The following is an 18,152-nucleotide window of genomic DNA, read 5'->3' as shown; positions in this document are numbered from 1 at the left end:
TCAGAGATTCTGGTTTTTAGAACCGATAATAGCTTGAATTTAGACCGGCTAACCACTACTTTGCCACATGCATCCAGCTTTAAGGAAATTTCTGGACGGAAAGATTGCTCTTACCCCAGAACAGGAGTACTTAGTGAGCAGTTGTTTCCATTTAAAATTTGCCCAGCGCCATGAGATTCTGGTACCGAAAGGCGCTATTGCCAAACACATATATTTAGTAGCAAAGGGTTGTTTACGCGTGTTTTTAACCAGCGACGATGGAAGCGAGTCCACGCGGTTTCTGTTGTTTGAAGGACGGATGGGCACGGCTTTTCCCAGTTTCATTTTAAATCAGCCCTCGGTGGCTACCGTGGAGAGTTTAGAACCATCGGAGTTGCTGGTGCTTAGTTATCTGGATCAGCAAACTTTGCTCCGGGAAGTTCCCGGCTGGGAAACCATGTACCGCATCGGCTTAGAACAAGACTATATTGCCTCCATCCAACGAATAGAAAGTTTTATTACTTTAAATGCCAAAGCCCGCTACGATATATTGCTGCAAAAGCACCCGGAACTTATTCAAAGATTACCTCTAAAATTGTGGCCGATTACCTGGGAATTTCGCAGGAAACGTTGAGCCGTTTAAAAGCAAAAAAATAATTATTTGACATTTGTCAATTTTTATGAGGCCAAAATTTTCTTGTTTTGGTAATCTTAAATTTCTGCTATGAATAAGTACCTGATCCTCGCTTTTTTGTTGTTTTTTCCCTGGGTAATTTTTGCGCAAAGTAATCGGGTGGGTAACATTGGCCAGCGAACCTTGCAATTGCAAGATGAAAGCCGCCACCGCCCAATAGTTACCGAAGTTTGGTATCCAACCCCGGACAGTTTGCAAAAAAGCGATAAAGTATTTTCGCCTTTTATTCGGCGGTATACCGTCCGGAATGGCCGGCTACCCACGGGTAAACGGCCTTTGATTATGCTCTCGCACGGTACGGGGGGCGGTCGGCTTACCTTGGAGTGGCTGGCCCAAGGACTGGTACAAAATGGATTTATAGTAGCAGCGGTAGATCATTGGGGAAATACCTACGAAAATAAAATACCTTTGGAATTCCTAAAACCGTGGGAGCGGCCGCTGGATATTAGTTTTGCCTTAACTGCTTTGCTGCAGAATTCGGAATTCAGTAAAGTAATTGACCCGCAAAAAATAGGGGCGGCCGGTTTTTCTTTTGGGGTTATACGGTTATAGCCTTGGCCGGGGCAGAATTAGATTATACTACTCTGGTTACCTTTTATAAAACCGTTGGGCACAAAGAATTAGAAATACCCGAGCTGCCCGGAGTAGCCCGTTATTTAGACGATAGTTCACTGATAGCGGCCAGTAAACACGTTCCGCCCTTAAAAGATACCCGGATAAAAGCTTTCTTCGCCATTTCGCCCGCGTTGGGAGCGGGGTTTACCGGCAAACAACAAGTAAAAATGGTAAAGCAACCCCTGTACTTGGTTGGGGTACAAAGCGATAGCATTGCGCCGGTAAAAACCAATGTCCGGCATTATCATCAACTTCTGGCGGGGTCGGGCTATTACGAATTTCCGGGTAAAACGAGCCATTATGTAATGCTCAACGAGGCAATCGAGGAAGTTAAAAAATCGGATCCTACTTATTTTTCGGATGATGCTTCCGTGAACCGAAACCAGGTACACGCTAAAACGACGAATATAGCCGCAAGCTTTTTTCAAAAAATCTGGAAATAAGGATTGTTTAGTTAGATGCTTTTGACTTTAAGTTTAAGTTAGAAGAAAAAATCTTTTTACCATAAATTGAATTTTTAAAGATGAATTGCTTCTGGTAATGCCGGCTTTTCGTTGTAGCTAGTTCTTGATTCTAAGAGATGCTGCTGATAAGCTTCATCTATCCGGGTTTACTCCAAAGAACAGACGATTCTTTTTAGAAAGTTAAACTGCTCGGTAGGCCCAGAATTAGTACTATTATTTAAGAAGTAAGTTTTTGATCGCAGGTATTCAATTCATCTTTATTGTAGATAATAGTAACTACTCTAGTAATTCATATAATTTTCGCTTCTGTAAAGACAAGATACAAAAACGAGTCTTCTTTTTTAATTTGACAACAGTACCAAAAGCAGTAACAGACCGCCAACCTTCCCTTTTACTTTGGTTATTTGCAAAAGATAGTTTGAACAATTATTTATCTTAGTTTAAAAGAAAGTAACGGCTACTACAACTATTCTAAATTAAACAATTTTCCTTCCTCCTTAAAAAAGCAGTTTTATGCCATTCATTATGATTACTTTATAATTAGTAGATAGAACTTTGCTTTAACAATGTATGCATTTATTTAGAATAAGACCTTTTACAGCAAGTAAGAGCCTTATTTTAGTAATAAATACTATTTTCTGCCAGAACAAAAGACCTCATTAAAATACAAAATATTGGTTTTATTAAAATGCTTGATCTGGCATAAAGATTGAATAATAGCCCGTCTCAAAGGTAAACTAACCTGTTTTAGTGTTAAAATTGTAACTTTTCCAATAAATCACTATAAATAGCATAAATATTTCGGGTTACAGTTTTGTGCTTAAAAAATCCCAACCTAAATTTGTATCAGAAATTAAGAACAACAACAAATAACGATATTAAAAATATTACATTTGTGAAGTAAAACAGAGAAACAGTGATCAATAAAATTTTATAATTTTTGGTTTTGTTTAACTCTTTCTAATTAAAATCTAAACTTTTAAAATAGTTCCGGTGCTATCCTATCCTAGGTAGGCCTTATTGTAACCAAAAAATAGAATATGAAAAAATTTTTACTAATCGCCCTTTCTTTTTTAACTTTTGTAACCACCTCCTGCCAGAAAGACGAATTAGAAGAAATGCAGCCTTTTTCTAATGCGAAAGCTACTTCCTCCAGCAATGTTTTTAGTTCTGAAGGCAGAAACAACTTATTAGCCGAAGCTAAATTTGAGCCTACCTTAAGTAGTTATTTTAACAAACAAATATTTACTTCTTTTGGATTTGCCATTAACAGCGATTTTGTTCGCAGTGGTTCTAAAGCAGCCAAATTCGAAATGAGAAGCAGTGATAGCCAGATTCGTTCAGAAATATTATTACCCTACGAAACAAACAGCAACCGTTGGTACGGCAACAGCTTGTATTTGCCTAGTAATGCCTGGGAAAACGATTATAATCCAGAAGGTTGGGACATTATTTCGCAGTGGCACGCCGTAGAAGATAAAGGAGAGGCAGCCCGTCTACCCCCCTTATCTTTAGTGGTAAGTAAAGGTCGTTTAAACTTTGTAATCTATTGGGCTACTAAATCTATCAACACTAATTCAACTATCAGCGGTAAAAAAGTATTTGACTTGGGTCCCTTAGAAAAAGATAAATGGTTGGATATGGTTTACCACATGAATTTTTCGCATCAATCCGATGGTGTACTGGAAGTTTGGAAAAATGGCGTGAAAGTAGTGGATTACAAAGGCCCTAATTGCTATAACGATAATGATTATCCGTATTTTAAAACCGGTATCTATAAAAGAAGATGGTATAAAGTAACGAAAAGAGTAATTTACATTGATGAAGTACGGGCTGGAAATGAGAAAGCTACTTATAATGACGTTGTTCCTTCTGGTGCGGTAACTCCTCCTACTAACCCTAACCCGCCTACCGATACTACTGGTACGGAAAACCCTACCACTGGCGAACCTATAACATTAACTTTAATCAACGCGAATACTGACCAACCTTTACAAAAGCTTACCCCCGGATCTACGTTTGATTTAGCCACATTGCCCACTTACGATTTAAATATTGAGGCCACTACCGCCTCCGCGGTAGGTAGCGTTAAATTTAACTTATCCGGAACCGAAAACCAGGAAATGATTCAATCCGGAGCACCTTACTCTTTATTTGGCGATGCAGGAGGGAACTTTAACAATTGGCTGCCTGCTTCCGGTGACTATACTTTAAAAGCCACCTCGTACAGCGGGGCCAATGCTACCGGAAATGCTCTTGCTACAGCTAGCGTAAGTTTTAAAGTAGTAAACTCAGATACTTATGGCTCAGGTACTCCAACTGTGAAACTGGTAATTAACAACAATGAACCTACTACCACTACCACTTTAGCAACACTTAATATTTCGGCGGTAAATGCTACTCACATGCGGTTCTACGACAATGCCAACAGCAACTGGACCGATTGGGAGCCAATAGCCGAAACAAAGCCTTGGACTTTATCCAACGGTGCCGGTTCTAAGTGGGTAAAAGTACAAGTATTAAATACCGTTGGCGTAATGTCGGAAGTAGCATCCGACGGGATTAACTTAGAAAATCCAACGGTTACCGACCAGAATGCGGCTCCAAGTGTAACAATGGTGATTAATAACAACGAGGCAACTACTACTTCTCCTAATGTAACCCTCAATATAAATGCGCTCAATGCCACTGAAATGCGCTTCTACGATAACAGCAACAGTACCTGGAGCAGTTGGGAACCAGTAGCCGCCTCTAAATTCTGGACACTTTCTACGGGAGCGGGTTCTAAATGGGTAAAAGTTCAGGTTAAAAATGCATCCGGGGTTATGTCAGAATCAGTATCAGACGGCATTAACTTAGAAAGCCCAACCGTTACTGACCCGAATGCCACTCCAACCGTAGCCATGGTAATTAATAACAATGCGGCTTCTACTACTTCTGCTAAAGTTACGCTTAATATCAAAGCTACTAATTCTACCCACATCCGCTTTTACGACAATTCGAACAGCACCTGGACGGCCTGGGAAAAAGTAGCCACTACCAGAACCTGGACTTTATCCAGCGGAGCGGGTTCTAAATGGGTAAAAGCTCAAACTAAAAATGCTGCTGGTAAAATGTCAACCTCTGTTTCGGATGGCATTACCTTAAAATAATTACTACCTGCTCCTTATTTAATTTAAATCCATACTTTTTCAAAGAATAAGGCTCTGGTTTACTAAACCAGAGCCTTATTCTTTTATGTTAGTTTAAGTAGTTTATTTAAAATAATATAGCAGATTAATAGAACCTACTTAAAAATTTAAAGCTACTTTTTTAACTTTTAATAGAATTTTAATCTTCTCAGTTAATAGAACAAACGATTTTTAATGCGATTTTAATTTAATTTTTAGTTGAATTTGCTTTTACATATGTTTATAGATAAATTAAAAATATAGTGATTCATTAGAATAAATGCGATTATTTATGAGGTAGGAATGGAAGAAACAGAAGTAAATTCCTTAAAATGATATTAAAATTAAGCGCTGTTTTAAATTTAGTAGCTTAATTGCATTTTAATGTGCTTTTAACGGGAGCTTAATAATTAAACGGAACATTTGCCGCATAATTAGTGGAGATGTTTCTTAAAATTTAAGTTTTATGCCTGTGAAAAAGATAGTAATTCCAACGGACCTCACGAACCAATCATTAAGTTTGATTAAATACGGTCTTCAGATGATGAAAGGCCAGACGTGCCAGATTATTCTGCTGCAACTTATTCCCTTGCCGGATTCTATAACGGATCTTATTTTGTTGCCGCGCGAAGAAGATAAACTGGCGAACCTAAATACTCCCTTCCAGAAAGCCTTAGAGCGCATTCGGAAATCGTATGCGGTAGAAATTAGTAAGTTGGATGTAGTTCCTCTTTATGGCGACAGCCCGTTAAAAATCCGGAATTTTATGGAGGATAATAACATTGACTTAGTCCTTTGTCCGGTAACCGAGGCTAGAACGGCAGCGGCTAATAGCGTTGACTTATTTAACAGCCTGATAACGGATGTTTCCTGCCCGGTGTTATACATTCCGGACGATACTGAAGCTATTCGCTTCCGTAAAATAGCGTATGTTCTGGACCCGGAAGATACCTACACCTTACTGGTCGACGATCTTCTTCTGAACCTTACTTCCGGCAAAGATTATTACGTAACGTTTTTAGTAATTTTTAAACCCGGTACCAACATCATGAAACTGGAATATGTGCTGAAAGAGATTTACCGGCACGAAAAACTAAAAGATAAAAACTGCTCGGTGCATTTAATTCAGGAAAACAATTTTAAAGGCGGGGTTTACACTTTTGCCGAAGAATTTAAAGTAGATCTGTTAGTTGCCGGCCGGAAGAAAAAGTTTTTTGGCAACCTCTTCAGCAGAAAAAGAATTTCGAGTGAGGTGGTTAAACAAACCAAAGTTCCTTTTTTAGCCATTGCTTAATTCCTGTAAATTTAAAATAAAAGAGATAATCTGAAATTCCCTTTTAAGCTGTAAAACTATGTTATTGAAAAAAAATATTCCCATCTCGTACGTTTTTGGTAAAGTAAAGTATGAGATAACCTTTGTGATCATCTACGCTACTATAATTGGCGTTTGGGATAAGTATTTTCATGTTATTAATATTTCTATTCCCTTGAGTGTACCCATGGTTTTAGGTACGGTACTTTCGCTGTTGTTAGCTTTTAAATCAAACCAAGCGTACGACCGTTGGTGGGAAGCCCGCATTGTTTGGGGCGCTATTGTGAACGACTCCCGTACCTTGGTGCGACAACTGCTTTACTTTATGGCCGATCCCTATATTTCGGTAAGTATAAAAGATTTTCAGGACCGATTTGTTAACCGCCAGATTGCCTGGTGTTATAGCCTGGGGCAATCGCTCCGTAACCAATCGCCCACCCACCGGCTAAATAAATACCTGCAACCGGAAGAATTGGAATTTGTGAGTAAGCACGATAATGTACCGAATGCCTTACTTCAGCTACACGGCCGCGACCTGAAAAGAATGCTGCAAGAAGGCCAATTAAACAAATACCAGCAAGTAGAGCTGGACGATACCCTTACCCGCCTTTGCGACTCCATGGGGAAATGCGAACGCATTAAAAATACGGTATTTCCGGTAACGTATGGTTTATACATTCATTTTTCGTTGTTTGTTTTTATTCTTTTGTTGCCTTTTGCTTTGCTCGATACCTTTGGGATATTTGAAATTCCGATGGTTGTTATAATTGCCGTGTCTTTCTTTTTAATCGAGAAAATGGCGATTCACCTGCAGGATCCTTTTGAGAATAAACCAACCGATACCCCGGTAACAACCATTGCCCGCTCCATCGAACGAAATCTAAAACAAATGATGAACGACCAAAAAGTGCCGGAAAAAGTAGAAGCGGAAAGCTTTTATGTTTTATAAAGTTTAAACAGAGAACCTATCGCCTTTAAAAAAGGCGATAGGTTTTTAATATAATTTAGTTCCGGTTACAGGATTAAGCTCTTAATGGCTTACTGCTTATTTCTAAAAAATCATCTATTCTTTTGCCTTAAATGATGACGGAAATGCATTTCAGCAAATTGTAACCATTCTGCGGAATTAAAATAGTGTAACCCGGGATGTTTCGTTTTGTCTTTTAAATCACGGTTAAGAAGTAATATTTCAATCTCGGTAATCTCGGTTTTTAAAGTTTTAAATCCAGGATTAGTTGCTCCTAGCTAGCTGGTTGCGGCGTATATTTATTGAACGGTGGTCCTTCTAATATTTCGTCCGGAAAACTATTATTCTGAAACATTATTTTAGCGGCTGGTGCGGCGGCTTCATTTATATTAGCGGTAGTGGATAAGCAAGTTTTTACTTGTTCCACAAAGAAGGCAGTTGCTTCTAAAAGGTGACAATATACTTGCCCCAATGACCAACTTTTCGGTGCAGGTTTCGTGCGTAACTGCGCAAAATTGTATTGGTCTAACTCGCTAACCAATAATCACTGGTGTGGGTGAAATCGGCAATTAACTTTTTAGAATCTTTTTCCAAGGGTGAAAAACAAAGAAAAATTATTTAGCCCGGTAATTCTAAAAACTTTTTTTAGGGAAGTGGTGAAAGAATCAGGGCTATACCAATCCAAGCTAATCAGCTTTTTGGCCAAACTTATAGCAAATTCCTGATTTCGCATGGTAGCCGCACTTCAGACAGTTAAAAGATCCTTATTAAGGGTGGCTGCTTCTGTAGTTAGCATACCGTGGGGAAGCCTGGGTAGAAGATTAATTTTGCCGTTTTCAAAAGTTTTACTGCCTTTACTGCGGTAAGTTCAAACGGAACAATTGGATCATCTTCGCCGCGCAATTCCAAAACAGGTACATCCACGCTTTTACTGATCATTTAATCCTTTTCCATTGAGAATTGGCGCCATATACTTTTCAATCCTTGCTTCCCGGGTTTTGGATTGTTTGGGTTGAGAAAAATAAAGAAGATATGCTCTTTGCCGCCCCGGCGTTAAGGCATTAAAAGCAATTGCTAAGGCAGGAATTTGGTTTAATTTATTTTGAAATTCTTCTGGAATGCCGTATTCGGCAGTCTTTTTAAAATTTACTTCTAATCCGGCCTTTTCGACTTTGATAGCTTCATAAATATACGCTTTCAGGACGGGTGCCATCTCCAGTATTTCTTGAACATGAGTGAACCGGATCTGGCGGGTTGCCTGCACATTCTTGGTTTGTTGGATGAGAATACCATCTGCATCTTTTAATAAAGCACCTTTAAAAAACAATACGGCGCAGTATTCTTTAAAATCATGAATTAAAACAATGTTACTGTTCTCAAACAGGTAGCAAGGAACCCCCCATTTCAATTCTTCGGTTAATCCACAGTCAAGAACGACTATTCGCAATTGTACCAATGCTTCCTGCCATTTTTTGGCTTTACTAAAATAAAAATCAGCCTTCGGATTCATGCTATTTATTTATAAATTACCTGAAATAATGGAGGTAGCATTTTGATAAATACTTTGTATGTGTCTTAAACTAACATCTTCTGCCTTTTCCGTTTACCTAAATATTTGTTCAAGCGGTATGATTGCTAATGGTAAAAGCTAGCCTCAATACGAGTACTGTTACCGGATTAGAATTTTAAGCAACAGGGCATTCAAAGATTTGTCGTTTTACTAAAGTCCATCTAAGATATACAATTAATTTTTTACACTTAAGCCTGTATTTTTTACGCCTTTGTTGGCAGTAGCTTTTTTAGATTTCGTGTAAGTGTTGGTAAAATTAGTGGTTTAGGTAGATGCTAACAGGAATACTTCTCCGCTGGCGGGTAATAGATTATCTGTTCGGTCGGCAAAATAAAGTTGCTTCATTTCTTTGGTTGATATTGTTTGTATATCCTTAAAACCTGCCTTATTAGCCAAAGCCACTATTTCATGTGGGGCAAAAAAGCTCACGAATGGCGTTCCGGCTTCACGAGCCCCTTTTTCTCCGATTTCATGGATCGGTTTGTCTACTTCATCAAGAAGGTCGATGGGTAAATAAAAGGTGATTGCCAATTTGGAACCGGGGGCTAAGGTCGCCAGTTGATGGAGCGTGGCCATAATGGCTTCTTTGGTAAGATACAAAGTAACGCCTGTACAAGCCACCACGGCCGGTTTATCCAGGTTAAATCCGGCTTTTACTAATTTATTCCACCAGGAAGACGTTTCGAAATTAACTGGCACAAAATGCAAATAATCAGGAATACTAAAGCCAAGTTCGATTAATCGTTGTTGTTTCCAGGCCAGGGTAGCGGGTTGGTCAATTTCATACACCTGAAGCTTGGAAGCAATATCCGGTCTGCGTTGAGCAAAGGAGTCCAGCCCGGCACCAAGAAGAATATATTGCGTAATTCCTTGCCTGCTTTGTTCCACAATTAAATCCTCAATAAAACGAGCGCGGGCTACAATAGCAGCCCGAAGACGTTTGGTAAATTTCATATTAGGGCGTTGCTGCCAATCATCCGGCGGAGCTACCAACTGCAAACCGATTTTGTCTTCTAATATAGGAGGCTTAGCGTCGACTTGCAGGTGCAAAGCGCGCCATAAAGCGGTTCTTACGGCTGTATTATCGGGCTCGATTATTTTATTGGTTTGCTCCATCTTAAAGGAAAGTGTCGCTTTAAAATTACGTTTAATTGTTCCAAGCAAAATCGTTGGCCGGAATAGGTTTTATGGACCTAGTTAGCAACTGTAATACATTTTAAGTTGGTTTAAGCGCTTTTATTTTAATTTTTCAACTTAGCAAATATTTTTCGCATAGTGTCTGCATCTAGTGCCTTCATGTCTATCAGTTTTAGCGATTTCACCATTTTAGCCGTGGTGGTTTTATATTTCTGAAAATGCGGGGTTTTTAAATGTGACTCATACGCTTCTTGGTTAGCATATATTTCCAAAATTCTAATCTGGTTTAAATTCTCCTTCTGATACAGGGGAAAAATGGAAATAACCCCTGGTTCTAACCGCACGGATGCCCCCGCTTCTTCTTGCAGAATTTTATTGTATTCTTCCCGATAATTTGCATCAATTTCTATTTCGGCCATACGAATCATCATATCCGTTTTCTGAGCGAATGCTCTACTATTTGCCCCCAGCATTACTAATCCAATAATAAGATATTTCATAATGGTTGATTTTTTAATTTCTAATTTATAAATGCTGTTGTCTATCAATATTACCAAGGTTGAGCAGTTTGTTAACCGATTTTTTGCAAAACGGCTGTTGGCTGTATCTTATGTTTTTAGAGGCCTGGTTCTAATTACTCTAATAAAGTAGACAAGAAACAAAATCTGTCCTGCCATAAAAAGTCCGTAACACCAGGAAATTAATTGTATCCGGAAGAATATGTTCTTGATTAGTTCTTCTTGTTCTGTACCCGGAACATCTAAAAATATCGACGGAAACTTAACAAAGATTACTGTTGAAACTGTTAATAGGAGATGAATGATAAATAAGGTCCAATTAAATTTGTTTATCTGTTTTAGTACCAACCAATATCCTATGATACTAAATGAAAGCACCAGTAGTAAGACAAGTGTCCAAATAAAGTATGACGGAAAAATAGTGGTGTGCCAACCTGGATCTACAGAAGTAGCAAAATTAAAAGAGAATAGGAGTATTAGCAGCAAAAAAGCTAAAAATGCAAGGAATGGTAGATAGTAAATTCTTGTCATAAATTTTCTTGCAATTTTAATTCTAAATTCCCCCTTTTAAACTGACTTTACCAAACCAGAAGCAATTTTGATTTGTCCTTCGAAAGTGCCTTTTAAAATATCATTCTTTTTACTAATCAGACATATGGTAATCTTTTCAAAAGTAACCCCGGAATAGTTGCTGCGAAGTTAAAAAGCAGGCGTTGAGTAAAAGCAGGGTTAGGCGCTGCTTTTATTATTAATGGCTTATTTGTTATTGAGTTGTTCCGCTAAACCAATTAGGAGTCCTTCGGTTCCACGAATGTAGCAGAGCCGATAGGAGTTTTCGTACTGCACAATCTCGCCAACGAGCTGGGCGCCGTGTTTCCTGAGCCTTGCTACCATTTCGTCAATGTCTTCCACAGTGAACATGACCCGCAGATAACCGAGAGAATTGACTGGTGCAGTCCGGTGATCTGCAATAGTAGGTGGGCTGACAAATCGCGAAATCTCAAGGCGACTATGGCCGTCGGGGGTGACCATCATAGCCAATTCTACGTTTTGGGAGCCCAGTCCCGTAACCCGACCCGCCCATTCTCCTTCGATTGTGGCGCGCCCTTCTAGCTTCAGGCCTATTTCCGTGAAAAAGGCAATAGCGTCATCAAGGGATTCTACCACAATACCGACATTGTCCATCCGAAGTAATTTATTCTTTGCCATATCTAGCTACGTATTATTAATGATCAGGTCTCTTTTAATTCGTCTCAGTTAATATAGTTGAGAATAACGGTTCGCATAGCTATTAATGGCGGCAAGCTGGCAAATAAGTTTGTACAACCAGAGGATTTTCCCTTACCTCAGTCACATCTGAAAGCGCTGAGAACCAGCCGTTGTGGCTATGCATTGTTAGGGAAGGCCAATTAATCCATTAACTTTTCAACTTCTTTTTGTAGCGGCTTTAAATGTCTATTTAAAATTGCATAAATAATAGAATTGTCTAAATTATTATAAGCATGAATTAATCTATTTCTGAAAGAGGTAATTTGTTTGGCATTCTCAATTTCAATGGATGGTTCTATTCGACGAAAATGGATAAGCGCTTCACCAATAATAGCCAATTATCGTTCAACAGCACTTTGCGTTTTTATGCATCGTAGGAATTAAAGTCATTGATCCCGACAACAAAATCTTCTAAGTGTTCAATTGCCATTAAAATATTAGAAAGATACTTTTTGCCTTTGTCCGTCATAGATTAATATTTTAGATGCGTCAATACTTTTTCGTAGAAATGGGTTTTTAATTGATTTATTCGTTAGTAAATCAACCTTCCTTTGGAAGAACATTTCAATTTCTCCCATAAATCCATCAGCTTCTCACCACGTTCCATCGGATCTTCAGTCCTAAGTTCTATGAGTAAGTCAATATCACTTTTTGATTCATCAAAGGTTTTATTGGTGGATGATCCAAAGGCATATAATGACGCGACATCGTGCGTTTTGCACAGTGCAATGAATTCATCTGATTTAATTTCAATTGAACTTTTTAAATCCATGAAATAAAAGTAACAATTTTATTTCGAAGTCAGCTGCCTGTCTGAAAATGGCTTTACCCTAACGGACTGGGCTAAAAAAGTGCTTTAGTGCTTTTTAGGTGTGGTTGGGCAAAGTAATTATTGGTTTTAACTAAAGTGACCTATTTTCTAAGTCTACCACCCATTTCAAAGTGTCAGGAAAAAGAAGGTCATATTTATTAAAGTCATAAGGTAATAATAGATAATCATTATTTTCTGGCTGTAAACTATCAAAGGCTACTGGAATTCTTTTACTCTTAAAATTTTCTACAAAAGCACTACTTATGAGTATTTTACCTGCACCTTGATATTCTTTTCTATGGTAAATAAAGCAATACTCAATTTGTATTCCTCCGCGATAACCAGAGGTAACATTTTTTATTACACCGGTTGTTACTTTTAAATTTCTTCTTATTGTTGCTTCCTCTCTGCAATGATTAAGAACTATGAATAGAAGAAATGCTAACCAGCCGCCAATTACATATCTTTTCACCATTTATTCTATTATTATATCCAACTCCTAGATATACGGAACTGTTCCGGTTATCGGCATTATAGTTTAGAGGCAAGTTCCGGTTATCCGGCCAAAAGCAGCAGATAACCGGAACTTACCTCTAAATCTTAAATACTATCGTGCTTCGGTTATTTCTAAAATAACGCTGGTGCGGCGGGCGTTTACGTTGGGGTTGAAACCGATGGTCATGAGGTAATTGCCGGAATAGGTAGTTTCGCCGGTAATGTTGGATTTGGTGCCCGGATATAGGTTAATTTCTTTTACCTGGTATTTTTTATCGGGGTTTAATCCTCCCATTTTAATCGGCGATAAAGTGCCGGCACCGTAGCGGTTCGATACTAAATAATTAAACATCACGCCTCGGTTTTGGGCTTCGTTTACGTACATCACCGAAGCAAAATCGTTTTCCCGCGGGCTGGCCAATCGGTACATATCCCCGTGCCAAATCACATCGCTGAGCGATTTGTAGGTGCTTACCGCGTCCTGGCAGTATTTCAAATCGTTCGGTTCCAGTTTGCTTACCACAATATCAAAGCCCAGTTTGCCCATCATGGCTACGTCGGTACGGAACTTTATGGGTTGCTTCCCCCAATCGGTTACGTGGTTGTCATGGGCAATGGCCGGGAAGAAGTAAGAATATTCGTACTGCATAAAAATACGCTCCAAGGGATCGGTATTGTCGCTTACCCAGAACTCGGTAAAATATTTCAAGGCGCCATAATCCACCCGGCCACCCCCCCGGAACACAACATCATGGGTAAATCCGGGTACTTCGCCCGGAAACGTTCGAGCACTTTGTACAAACCCCGCACGTAATCCACGTACAAATGCGATTGCTTATCTTTTAAATAGTCGGAGTGCGCGTTGTAAATAACCGCGTTGCAATCCCATTTAAAGAAAGCTACGTTCGGGTTTTTGGTCATAATATTATCCAGTACGCCAAACACAAAATCCTGCACTTTCGGGTTGCTTAGGTCTAAAACCAATTGGTTGCGATACAAATGCTCGGGCCGCTTGGGTTCGCGAATGACCCACTCGGGGTGCTTTTCGTAGAGCTCACTTTTGGGATTCACCATTTCGGGTTCTATCCAAATCCCAAATTTTACCTGGTTGTTCTGGGCTTCTTTTACTAAGTAGCCGATGCCGTGCGGCAGTTTTTTTACGTTTTCCTGCCAATCACCGAGGCCGGCATTGTCGGCGTTGCGGGGATATTTATTCGCGAACCAGCCATCGTCTAATAAAAACATATCTACGCCTAGCTTTTTCGTGTCTTTAATTAACTCGGTCAGTTTAGGTTCATCAAAATCAAAGAAAGTGGCTTCCCAGTTGTTCAATAAAGTAAGCCGGGAACCATTTCCCTGCATAATCCGGTATTTACGGGCCCAGCGGTGCAGACTACGACTGGCCGCTCCTTTCCCTTTATCGGAGTAAGTGTACAAAAACAGTGGAGTCGTAAATTCCTGACCTTTCGTTAAGGTATATTCCGAAGCGTGGGGGTTAATACCGGCAATCAAGCGCAAATTGTTTAGTGGATCTACTTCTAAATCAACCCGGAAATTACCCGTCCATTCCACGGAGCCGTATAGTACGCGGCCTTCGTCTTCGGTAGCAGGGCGGTCCAGGGATACCATAAAGGTGGGCGGTTGATACAAATTGGCGCGGGTGCCCAGCTTGGTGTCGAGTACTTTTATGCCGGAAGTCAGGCGAATTTCTTCGGTTTGCATTTCTTTGGCCCAGTCGCCGTGGTAGTGTTTGAGCCAGTAATTATTGGCTGAAAGATATAAATTGGCAGAGGCGTATTTGTTCAAAGTTACGTTGCCTTTTTCGTTGTTTTTGATTACCGTCCATTGCTCCACTACGTCTTCGGTGGCGTATACTTTGTAATGTAAGGTAACCTCCAGGCCATAAATCGGGTCACGGAGTAAAATGCTGGTGATAGATACGTTATTATCCGTTTTTTGCACGTTGTGGCGTACGTATTGCAAATCTAAAGAGGTATTGCCGTCGGCGTGTTTTACCTCCAAGGCCGGTTCTACCAGGTTGCGGGAACCGCTGGGAGTATACGCCGAATTTAAAATACCGGAATAATCGTCGCCGCGGCGGTACATGCCGGGAGCGTACTGGTACTCGCTGGTATTATTCAGTTTGGTGCCGAAGTAAATAATGCCTACTCGTTTGTCGGTGCCTACTTGCAAGGCCAGGCCAAAATGCTGCGTTTCGATGGGAATAACGGTAGCTTGCTGTGCGGATGCCGCCATATTTAGGACAAATAAAAAAAACAAGAAATGGCTTACTTTTAAGAATAAGCCGGAAAAATAATTACCGCTGGTACCGCTGTTCATCATAAATTAAAGTTTTACAAAATTAAATCAAATTAAGGGCTGAGTTCCGTTGATTAAGACCGGTAAATTACTCGTAAGTTTCGGAATATTTTTAAATTTAGCTTGGAAATATTGCTCCAAACGTGCTGGTTTGCTGCCCTGGCTTTAAGTAATTAATCTTTTTTTATTTAAGTGGGTTAAGTAAGTTGAATTGTATAAACCAACCAGCCGTATCTGGTTAGGTAGGAAAACTAGGGCAGCCTTCCTCTTTGCAATAAGCTTCTATGTGTTTTAATTTTTAAATCCAGAAAGCAAGCAATTTCTTTTTACTAATTATCAAAAATGAAGGTTGTAATGTATTTTCACGCTAAATAATTCTCGCACGTATTTTATGAAAAAATTTTTCCTGTTTTCTCTTACGGTTTTCTTTAGTTGGCTGAGTATTCATTTTTCTGCCCATGCAGTTTCTCTACCCAAAATATTCGGGAACCACATGGTATTGCAGCAAAATGCGGAGGTTACCTTATGGGGTTGGGGTGATCCAAAAGAAGAAATTACCGTAACGGCAAGTTGGAACCAGGAACCCGTTAAAATCGTGGCGAGTAATTTGGCGCAGTGGCAGGTTAAATTAAAAACGCCCGCCGCGGGCGGACCTTTTACCGTTACGGTAAAGGGCTATAATACCCTGGTAATGGAGGATGTACTCCTAGGCGAAGTGTGGCTTTGTTCCGGACAATCGAATATGCAGTGGACTACCAGCGCCGGCATTGATAACGGCGCTCCCGAAATTCCCAAAGCTAATTTTCCGTCCATCCGTTTTTTTACCGTGCCGCATAAAACGGCCGATAATCCGCAAATTAACCTCGATGGGGAATGGGTAGTGTGTAGTCCGGCAACCATGCCGCACTTCAGCGCGGTGGGTTATTTTTTCGGCCGGCAAATTCACCAAAATTTAAAAATTCCGGTGGGTTTAATCAACAGTAGCTGGGGCGGCACGCCCGCCGAAGTGTGGGTTAATGCCTTGGCCATTGCGAAGAACGAAACTATTGCCCAAGCGGCCGCTAAGTTAAACGAGGTAGAATGGGGACCCGTCCGACCCGGTAAAGCCTACAACGCCATGATTGCGCCACTTATTCCGTACCGTTTGGCAGGTGCCCTGTGGTACCAAGGCGAAGCTAACGTAAGCGACCCGGGAAATTACGCGCAGTTGTTACCGGCTTTAATTCAGAACTGGCGCCAGGAATGGAGCAATGATTTTCCGTTTTATTTCGTGCAACTGGCACCTTACAAATACGGCCGGCCGCACGAAGGCGCCATGTTGCGCGAAGCGCAACGAAGAAGTTTAGCTACTCCTAATACCGGGATGATCGTCATCAGCGACATTGGCAACAAAGACGATATTCACCCGCGCAATAAAATTGACGTAGGATTGCGCCTGGCTAATCTGGCGTTAGCTAAAACGTACGGCAAAAAAGACATTATTTATTCGGGTCCGCTTTACAAGAGCATGAAAGTAGAAGGAAACAGAGTGCGGGTTTATTTCGAACATGCCGAGCCGGGGCTGGTGGCAAAAGATAGCAAGGATTTAACTCATTTTGAGATTGCCGGGGCCGACCAGAAATTTGTAAAAGCTACTGCCCGTATTTCTGGTAAAACGGTACTTGTACAAGCGCCGGAAGTAAAAAATCCGGTGGCCGTCCGGTTTGCCTGGGATAACACGGCGGAACCCAATCTTTTTAACAAAGCCGGTTTACCGGCCTCTACTTTTCACACCGGAGACAACTTTGCCGATAGCCAATAGTTGTTGGCTAAATTGTTACTCAAACAGCAAAAACCCAACTTCGAATTGTGATTTTTGTTTGCTTGGATTTGCTTAAATATCAGAAATGCAAAGGTCAAGGCGAATTAATAGTCGAAAAACGGTTTTCTTGAAAATTACCGGAAAAAGGTAGGTGTGAAATTTGAAAAATCACTAAAATTTCTGGTTTTGATCTAAATTTGTGCTTATTTTAACTTTTAAAACAAAATTCCGGAACTACTTCTATAAATAGTGATGGATACCTTGTCGTAGGCAAGGGAAATCAGCCCTATTTTAATTTTTGCGCCTCAGTAATAAATAAATCTGTATTCTTTTATTTATTAAAGATAATTTCATTTTAAGAATAAACCATTTCAATTCTGTATTACTTTTCAGACCCTCTGTTTCAGAATAATTTTTAAAGATATTGGCTTGGCTGATGAAACAAAGGTCCGGCACAAAAGACCTAGATTGTTCTAAATTTTTTAAGCTTACTAGTATTTCTGAGTAGAAATTAAAATTATCCGTTTTAGAACATGGAATACCTGAAACTAGCCGAAACGGATACGTATTCGCTGGAGATAAACTCGCCGTTATCATTGGTTTATTTAGTTTTTAAAAAGCATATCTCGAACGGGGAACTAAGACAAACAATTCTGAAAGCGATAGATGTCGCGCAAAAATACCACTCGAAGCATATAATGATAAATTCGCATCACTTGGATTACGTTGAAATGAGTGATCAACATTGGTTAGCTACCGAATTTCCGTGCCTGGTAGCGACTATGCCGGATCACGAAATGGTACCAAGGCGTAAAATTATTGGCATCTTACCCGAAGAATCTACCCGGTTGCTGGTAGGGTATACCATTATTGAAAAAGCCCAAAAATTTTTAAAAGAAAGCCGGCAAGTGGAAATAGTAATTTACACCAGCCTGAATGCGGCTTTATTATCCATTGAACCTAGCTAAAATAAAAATTCCGGCGTTGATTATACCGGAACAAACCAGTTAACCAACGCCGGAGGCAGGCAT

The 18,152-nt window shown here is 40.0% G+C and carries 17 protein-coding genes and 1 pseudogene; 8 read left to right on the top strand and 10 right to left on the bottom strand.

What is annotated here, in order from left to right; all coding sequences use genetic code 11:
- The first annotated feature begins 67 nt into the window (after positions 1-67).
- The 6 genes from AHMF7605_RS10290 (at position 68) to AHMF7605_RS10265 (ending at position 7,183) form a co-directional block, all read left to right on the top strand.
- Positions 68-613, top strand: a complete 546-nt coding sequence (locus AHMF7605_RS10290) for a Crp/Fnr family transcriptional regulator (RefSeq protein WP_106928950.1) — start codon at positions 68-70, stop codon at positions 611-613.
- A 90-nt stretch (positions 614-703) separates the two neighbouring features.
- The gene (locus AHMF7605_RS10285; protein ID WP_106928948.1) at positions 704-1,225 is read left to right on the top strand and encodes an alpha/beta hydrolase family protein; all 522 of its coding nucleotides are present in this window, start codon (positions 704-706) and stop codon (positions 1,223-1,225) included.
- Positions 1,226-1,227: 2 nt separating this feature from the next.
- A complete protein-coding gene (locus tag AHMF7605_RS10280; RefSeq protein WP_106928946.1) occupies positions 1,228-1,731 on the top strand; it encodes a hypothetical protein in 504 nt (167 codons plus the stop codon).
- A 1,061-nt stretch (positions 1,732-2,792) separates the two neighbouring features.
- On the top strand, positions 2,793-4,904 hold the full coding sequence (locus tag AHMF7605_RS10275; RefSeq protein WP_106928944.1) for a polysaccharide lyase: 2,112 nt from the start codon (positions 2,793-2,795) through the stop codon (positions 4,902-4,904).
- A gap of 490 nt (positions 4,905-5,394) precedes the next feature.
- Positions 5,395-6,216, top strand: a complete 822-nt coding sequence (locus tag AHMF7605_RS10270; RefSeq protein WP_158267486.1) for a universal stress protein — start codon at positions 5,395-5,397, stop codon at positions 6,214-6,216.
- A gap of 58 nt (positions 6,217-6,274) precedes the next feature.
- Entirely contained in the window at positions 6,275-7,183 is a 909-nt protein-coding gene (locus tag AHMF7605_RS10265; RefSeq protein WP_106928939.1) for a bestrophin family protein, read from the top strand.
- A gap of 292 nt (positions 7,184-7,475) precedes the next feature.
- Here the strand turns inward: AHMF7605_RS10265 and AHMF7605_RS10260 are convergent, their stop codons facing one another.
- From AHMF7605_RS10260 to AHMF7605_RS10210, 10 genes and pseudogenes are all read right to left on the bottom strand, one after another.
- Complete coding sequence (locus AHMF7605_RS10260) at positions 7,476-7,742, bottom strand: hypothetical protein (protein WP_106928937.1); 267 nt, start codon at positions 7,740-7,742, stop codon at positions 7,476-7,478.
- A gap of 387 nt (positions 7,743-8,129) precedes the next feature.
- Entirely contained in the window at positions 8,130-8,711 is a 582-nt protein-coding gene (locus AHMF7605_RS10250; RefSeq protein WP_106928935.1) for a YdeI/OmpD-associated family protein, read from the bottom strand.
- Positions 8,712-9,035: 324 nt separating this feature from the next.
- A complete protein-coding gene (locus AHMF7605_RS10245; protein WP_106928932.1) occupies positions 9,036-9,887 on the bottom strand; it encodes a class I SAM-dependent methyltransferase in 852 nt (283 codons plus the stop codon).
- Between the two features lie 125 nt (positions 9,888-10,012).
- Positions 10,013-10,408, bottom strand: coding sequence for a putative quinol monooxygenase (locus AHMF7605_RS10240; RefSeq protein ID WP_233219003.1), 396 nt, complete (start codon positions 10,406-10,408; stop codon positions 10,013-10,015).
- Positions 10,409-11,182: 774 nt separating this feature from the next.
- Positions 11,183-11,635, bottom strand: coding sequence for a VOC family protein (locus AHMF7605_RS10230; protein ID WP_106928929.1), 453 nt, complete (start codon positions 11,633-11,635; stop codon positions 11,183-11,185).
- Positions 11,636-11,835: 200 nt separating this feature from the next.
- Entirely contained in the window at positions 11,836-12,033 is a 198-nt protein-coding gene (locus AHMF7605_RS31100; protein ID WP_199200220.1) for a HepT-like ribonuclease domain-containing protein, read from the bottom strand.
- 194 nt (positions 12,034-12,227) lie between these two features.
- Positions 12,228-12,467, bottom strand: a complete 240-nt coding sequence (locus AHMF7605_RS10220) for a nucleotidyltransferase domain-containing protein (protein WP_199200219.1) — start codon at positions 12,465-12,467, stop codon at positions 12,228-12,230.
- Positions 12,468-12,597: 130 nt separating this feature from the next.
- A complete protein-coding gene (locus tag AHMF7605_RS10215; RefSeq protein ID WP_106928926.1) occupies positions 12,598-12,981 on the bottom strand; it encodes a hypothetical protein in 384 nt (127 codons plus the stop codon).
- Positions 12,982-13,113: 132 nt separating this feature from the next.
- Positions 13,114-13,353, bottom strand: a complete 240-nt coding sequence (locus AHMF7605_RS30500) for a GH36 C-terminal domain-containing protein (protein ID WP_233219300.1) — start codon at positions 13,351-13,353, stop codon at positions 13,114-13,116.
- A 144-nt stretch (positions 13,354-13,497) separates the two neighbouring features.
- Positions 13,498-15,257, bottom strand: a pseudogene (locus tag AHMF7605_RS10210) (alpha-galactosidase); the annotation flags it as partial.
- Between the two features lie 454 nt (positions 15,258-15,711).
- Here AHMF7605_RS10210 and AHMF7605_RS10205 point away from each other — a divergent pair.
- Both AHMF7605_RS10205 and AHMF7605_RS10200 read left to right on the top strand, forming a co-directional pair.
- Positions 15,712-17,121 (top strand): sialate O-acetylesterase, encoded by a 1,410-nt coding sequence (locus tag AHMF7605_RS10205; RefSeq protein WP_106928924.1) that lies wholly within the window; start codon positions 15,712-15,714, stop codon positions 17,119-17,121.
- A gap of 533 nt (positions 17,122-17,654) precedes the next feature.
- Positions 17,655-18,089 carry a hypothetical protein gene (locus tag AHMF7605_RS10200; protein ID WP_106928922.1) on the top strand — a complete coding sequence of 145 codons (435 nt, stop codon included), beginning with the start codon at positions 17,655-17,657 and terminating at the stop codon, positions 18,087-18,089.
- Positions 18,090-18,152: the final 63 nt, after the last annotated feature.

Source organism: Adhaeribacter arboris (assembly GCF_003023845.1).
In the GTDB taxonomy this organism is placed as follows: Bacteria; Bacteroidota; Bacteroidia; order Cytophagales; family Hymenobacteraceae; genus Adhaeribacter; species Adhaeribacter arboris.
The sequence above is the reverse complement of the archived record's forward strand: the minus strand, read 5'-3'. Positions and strand labels throughout refer to the sequence as shown.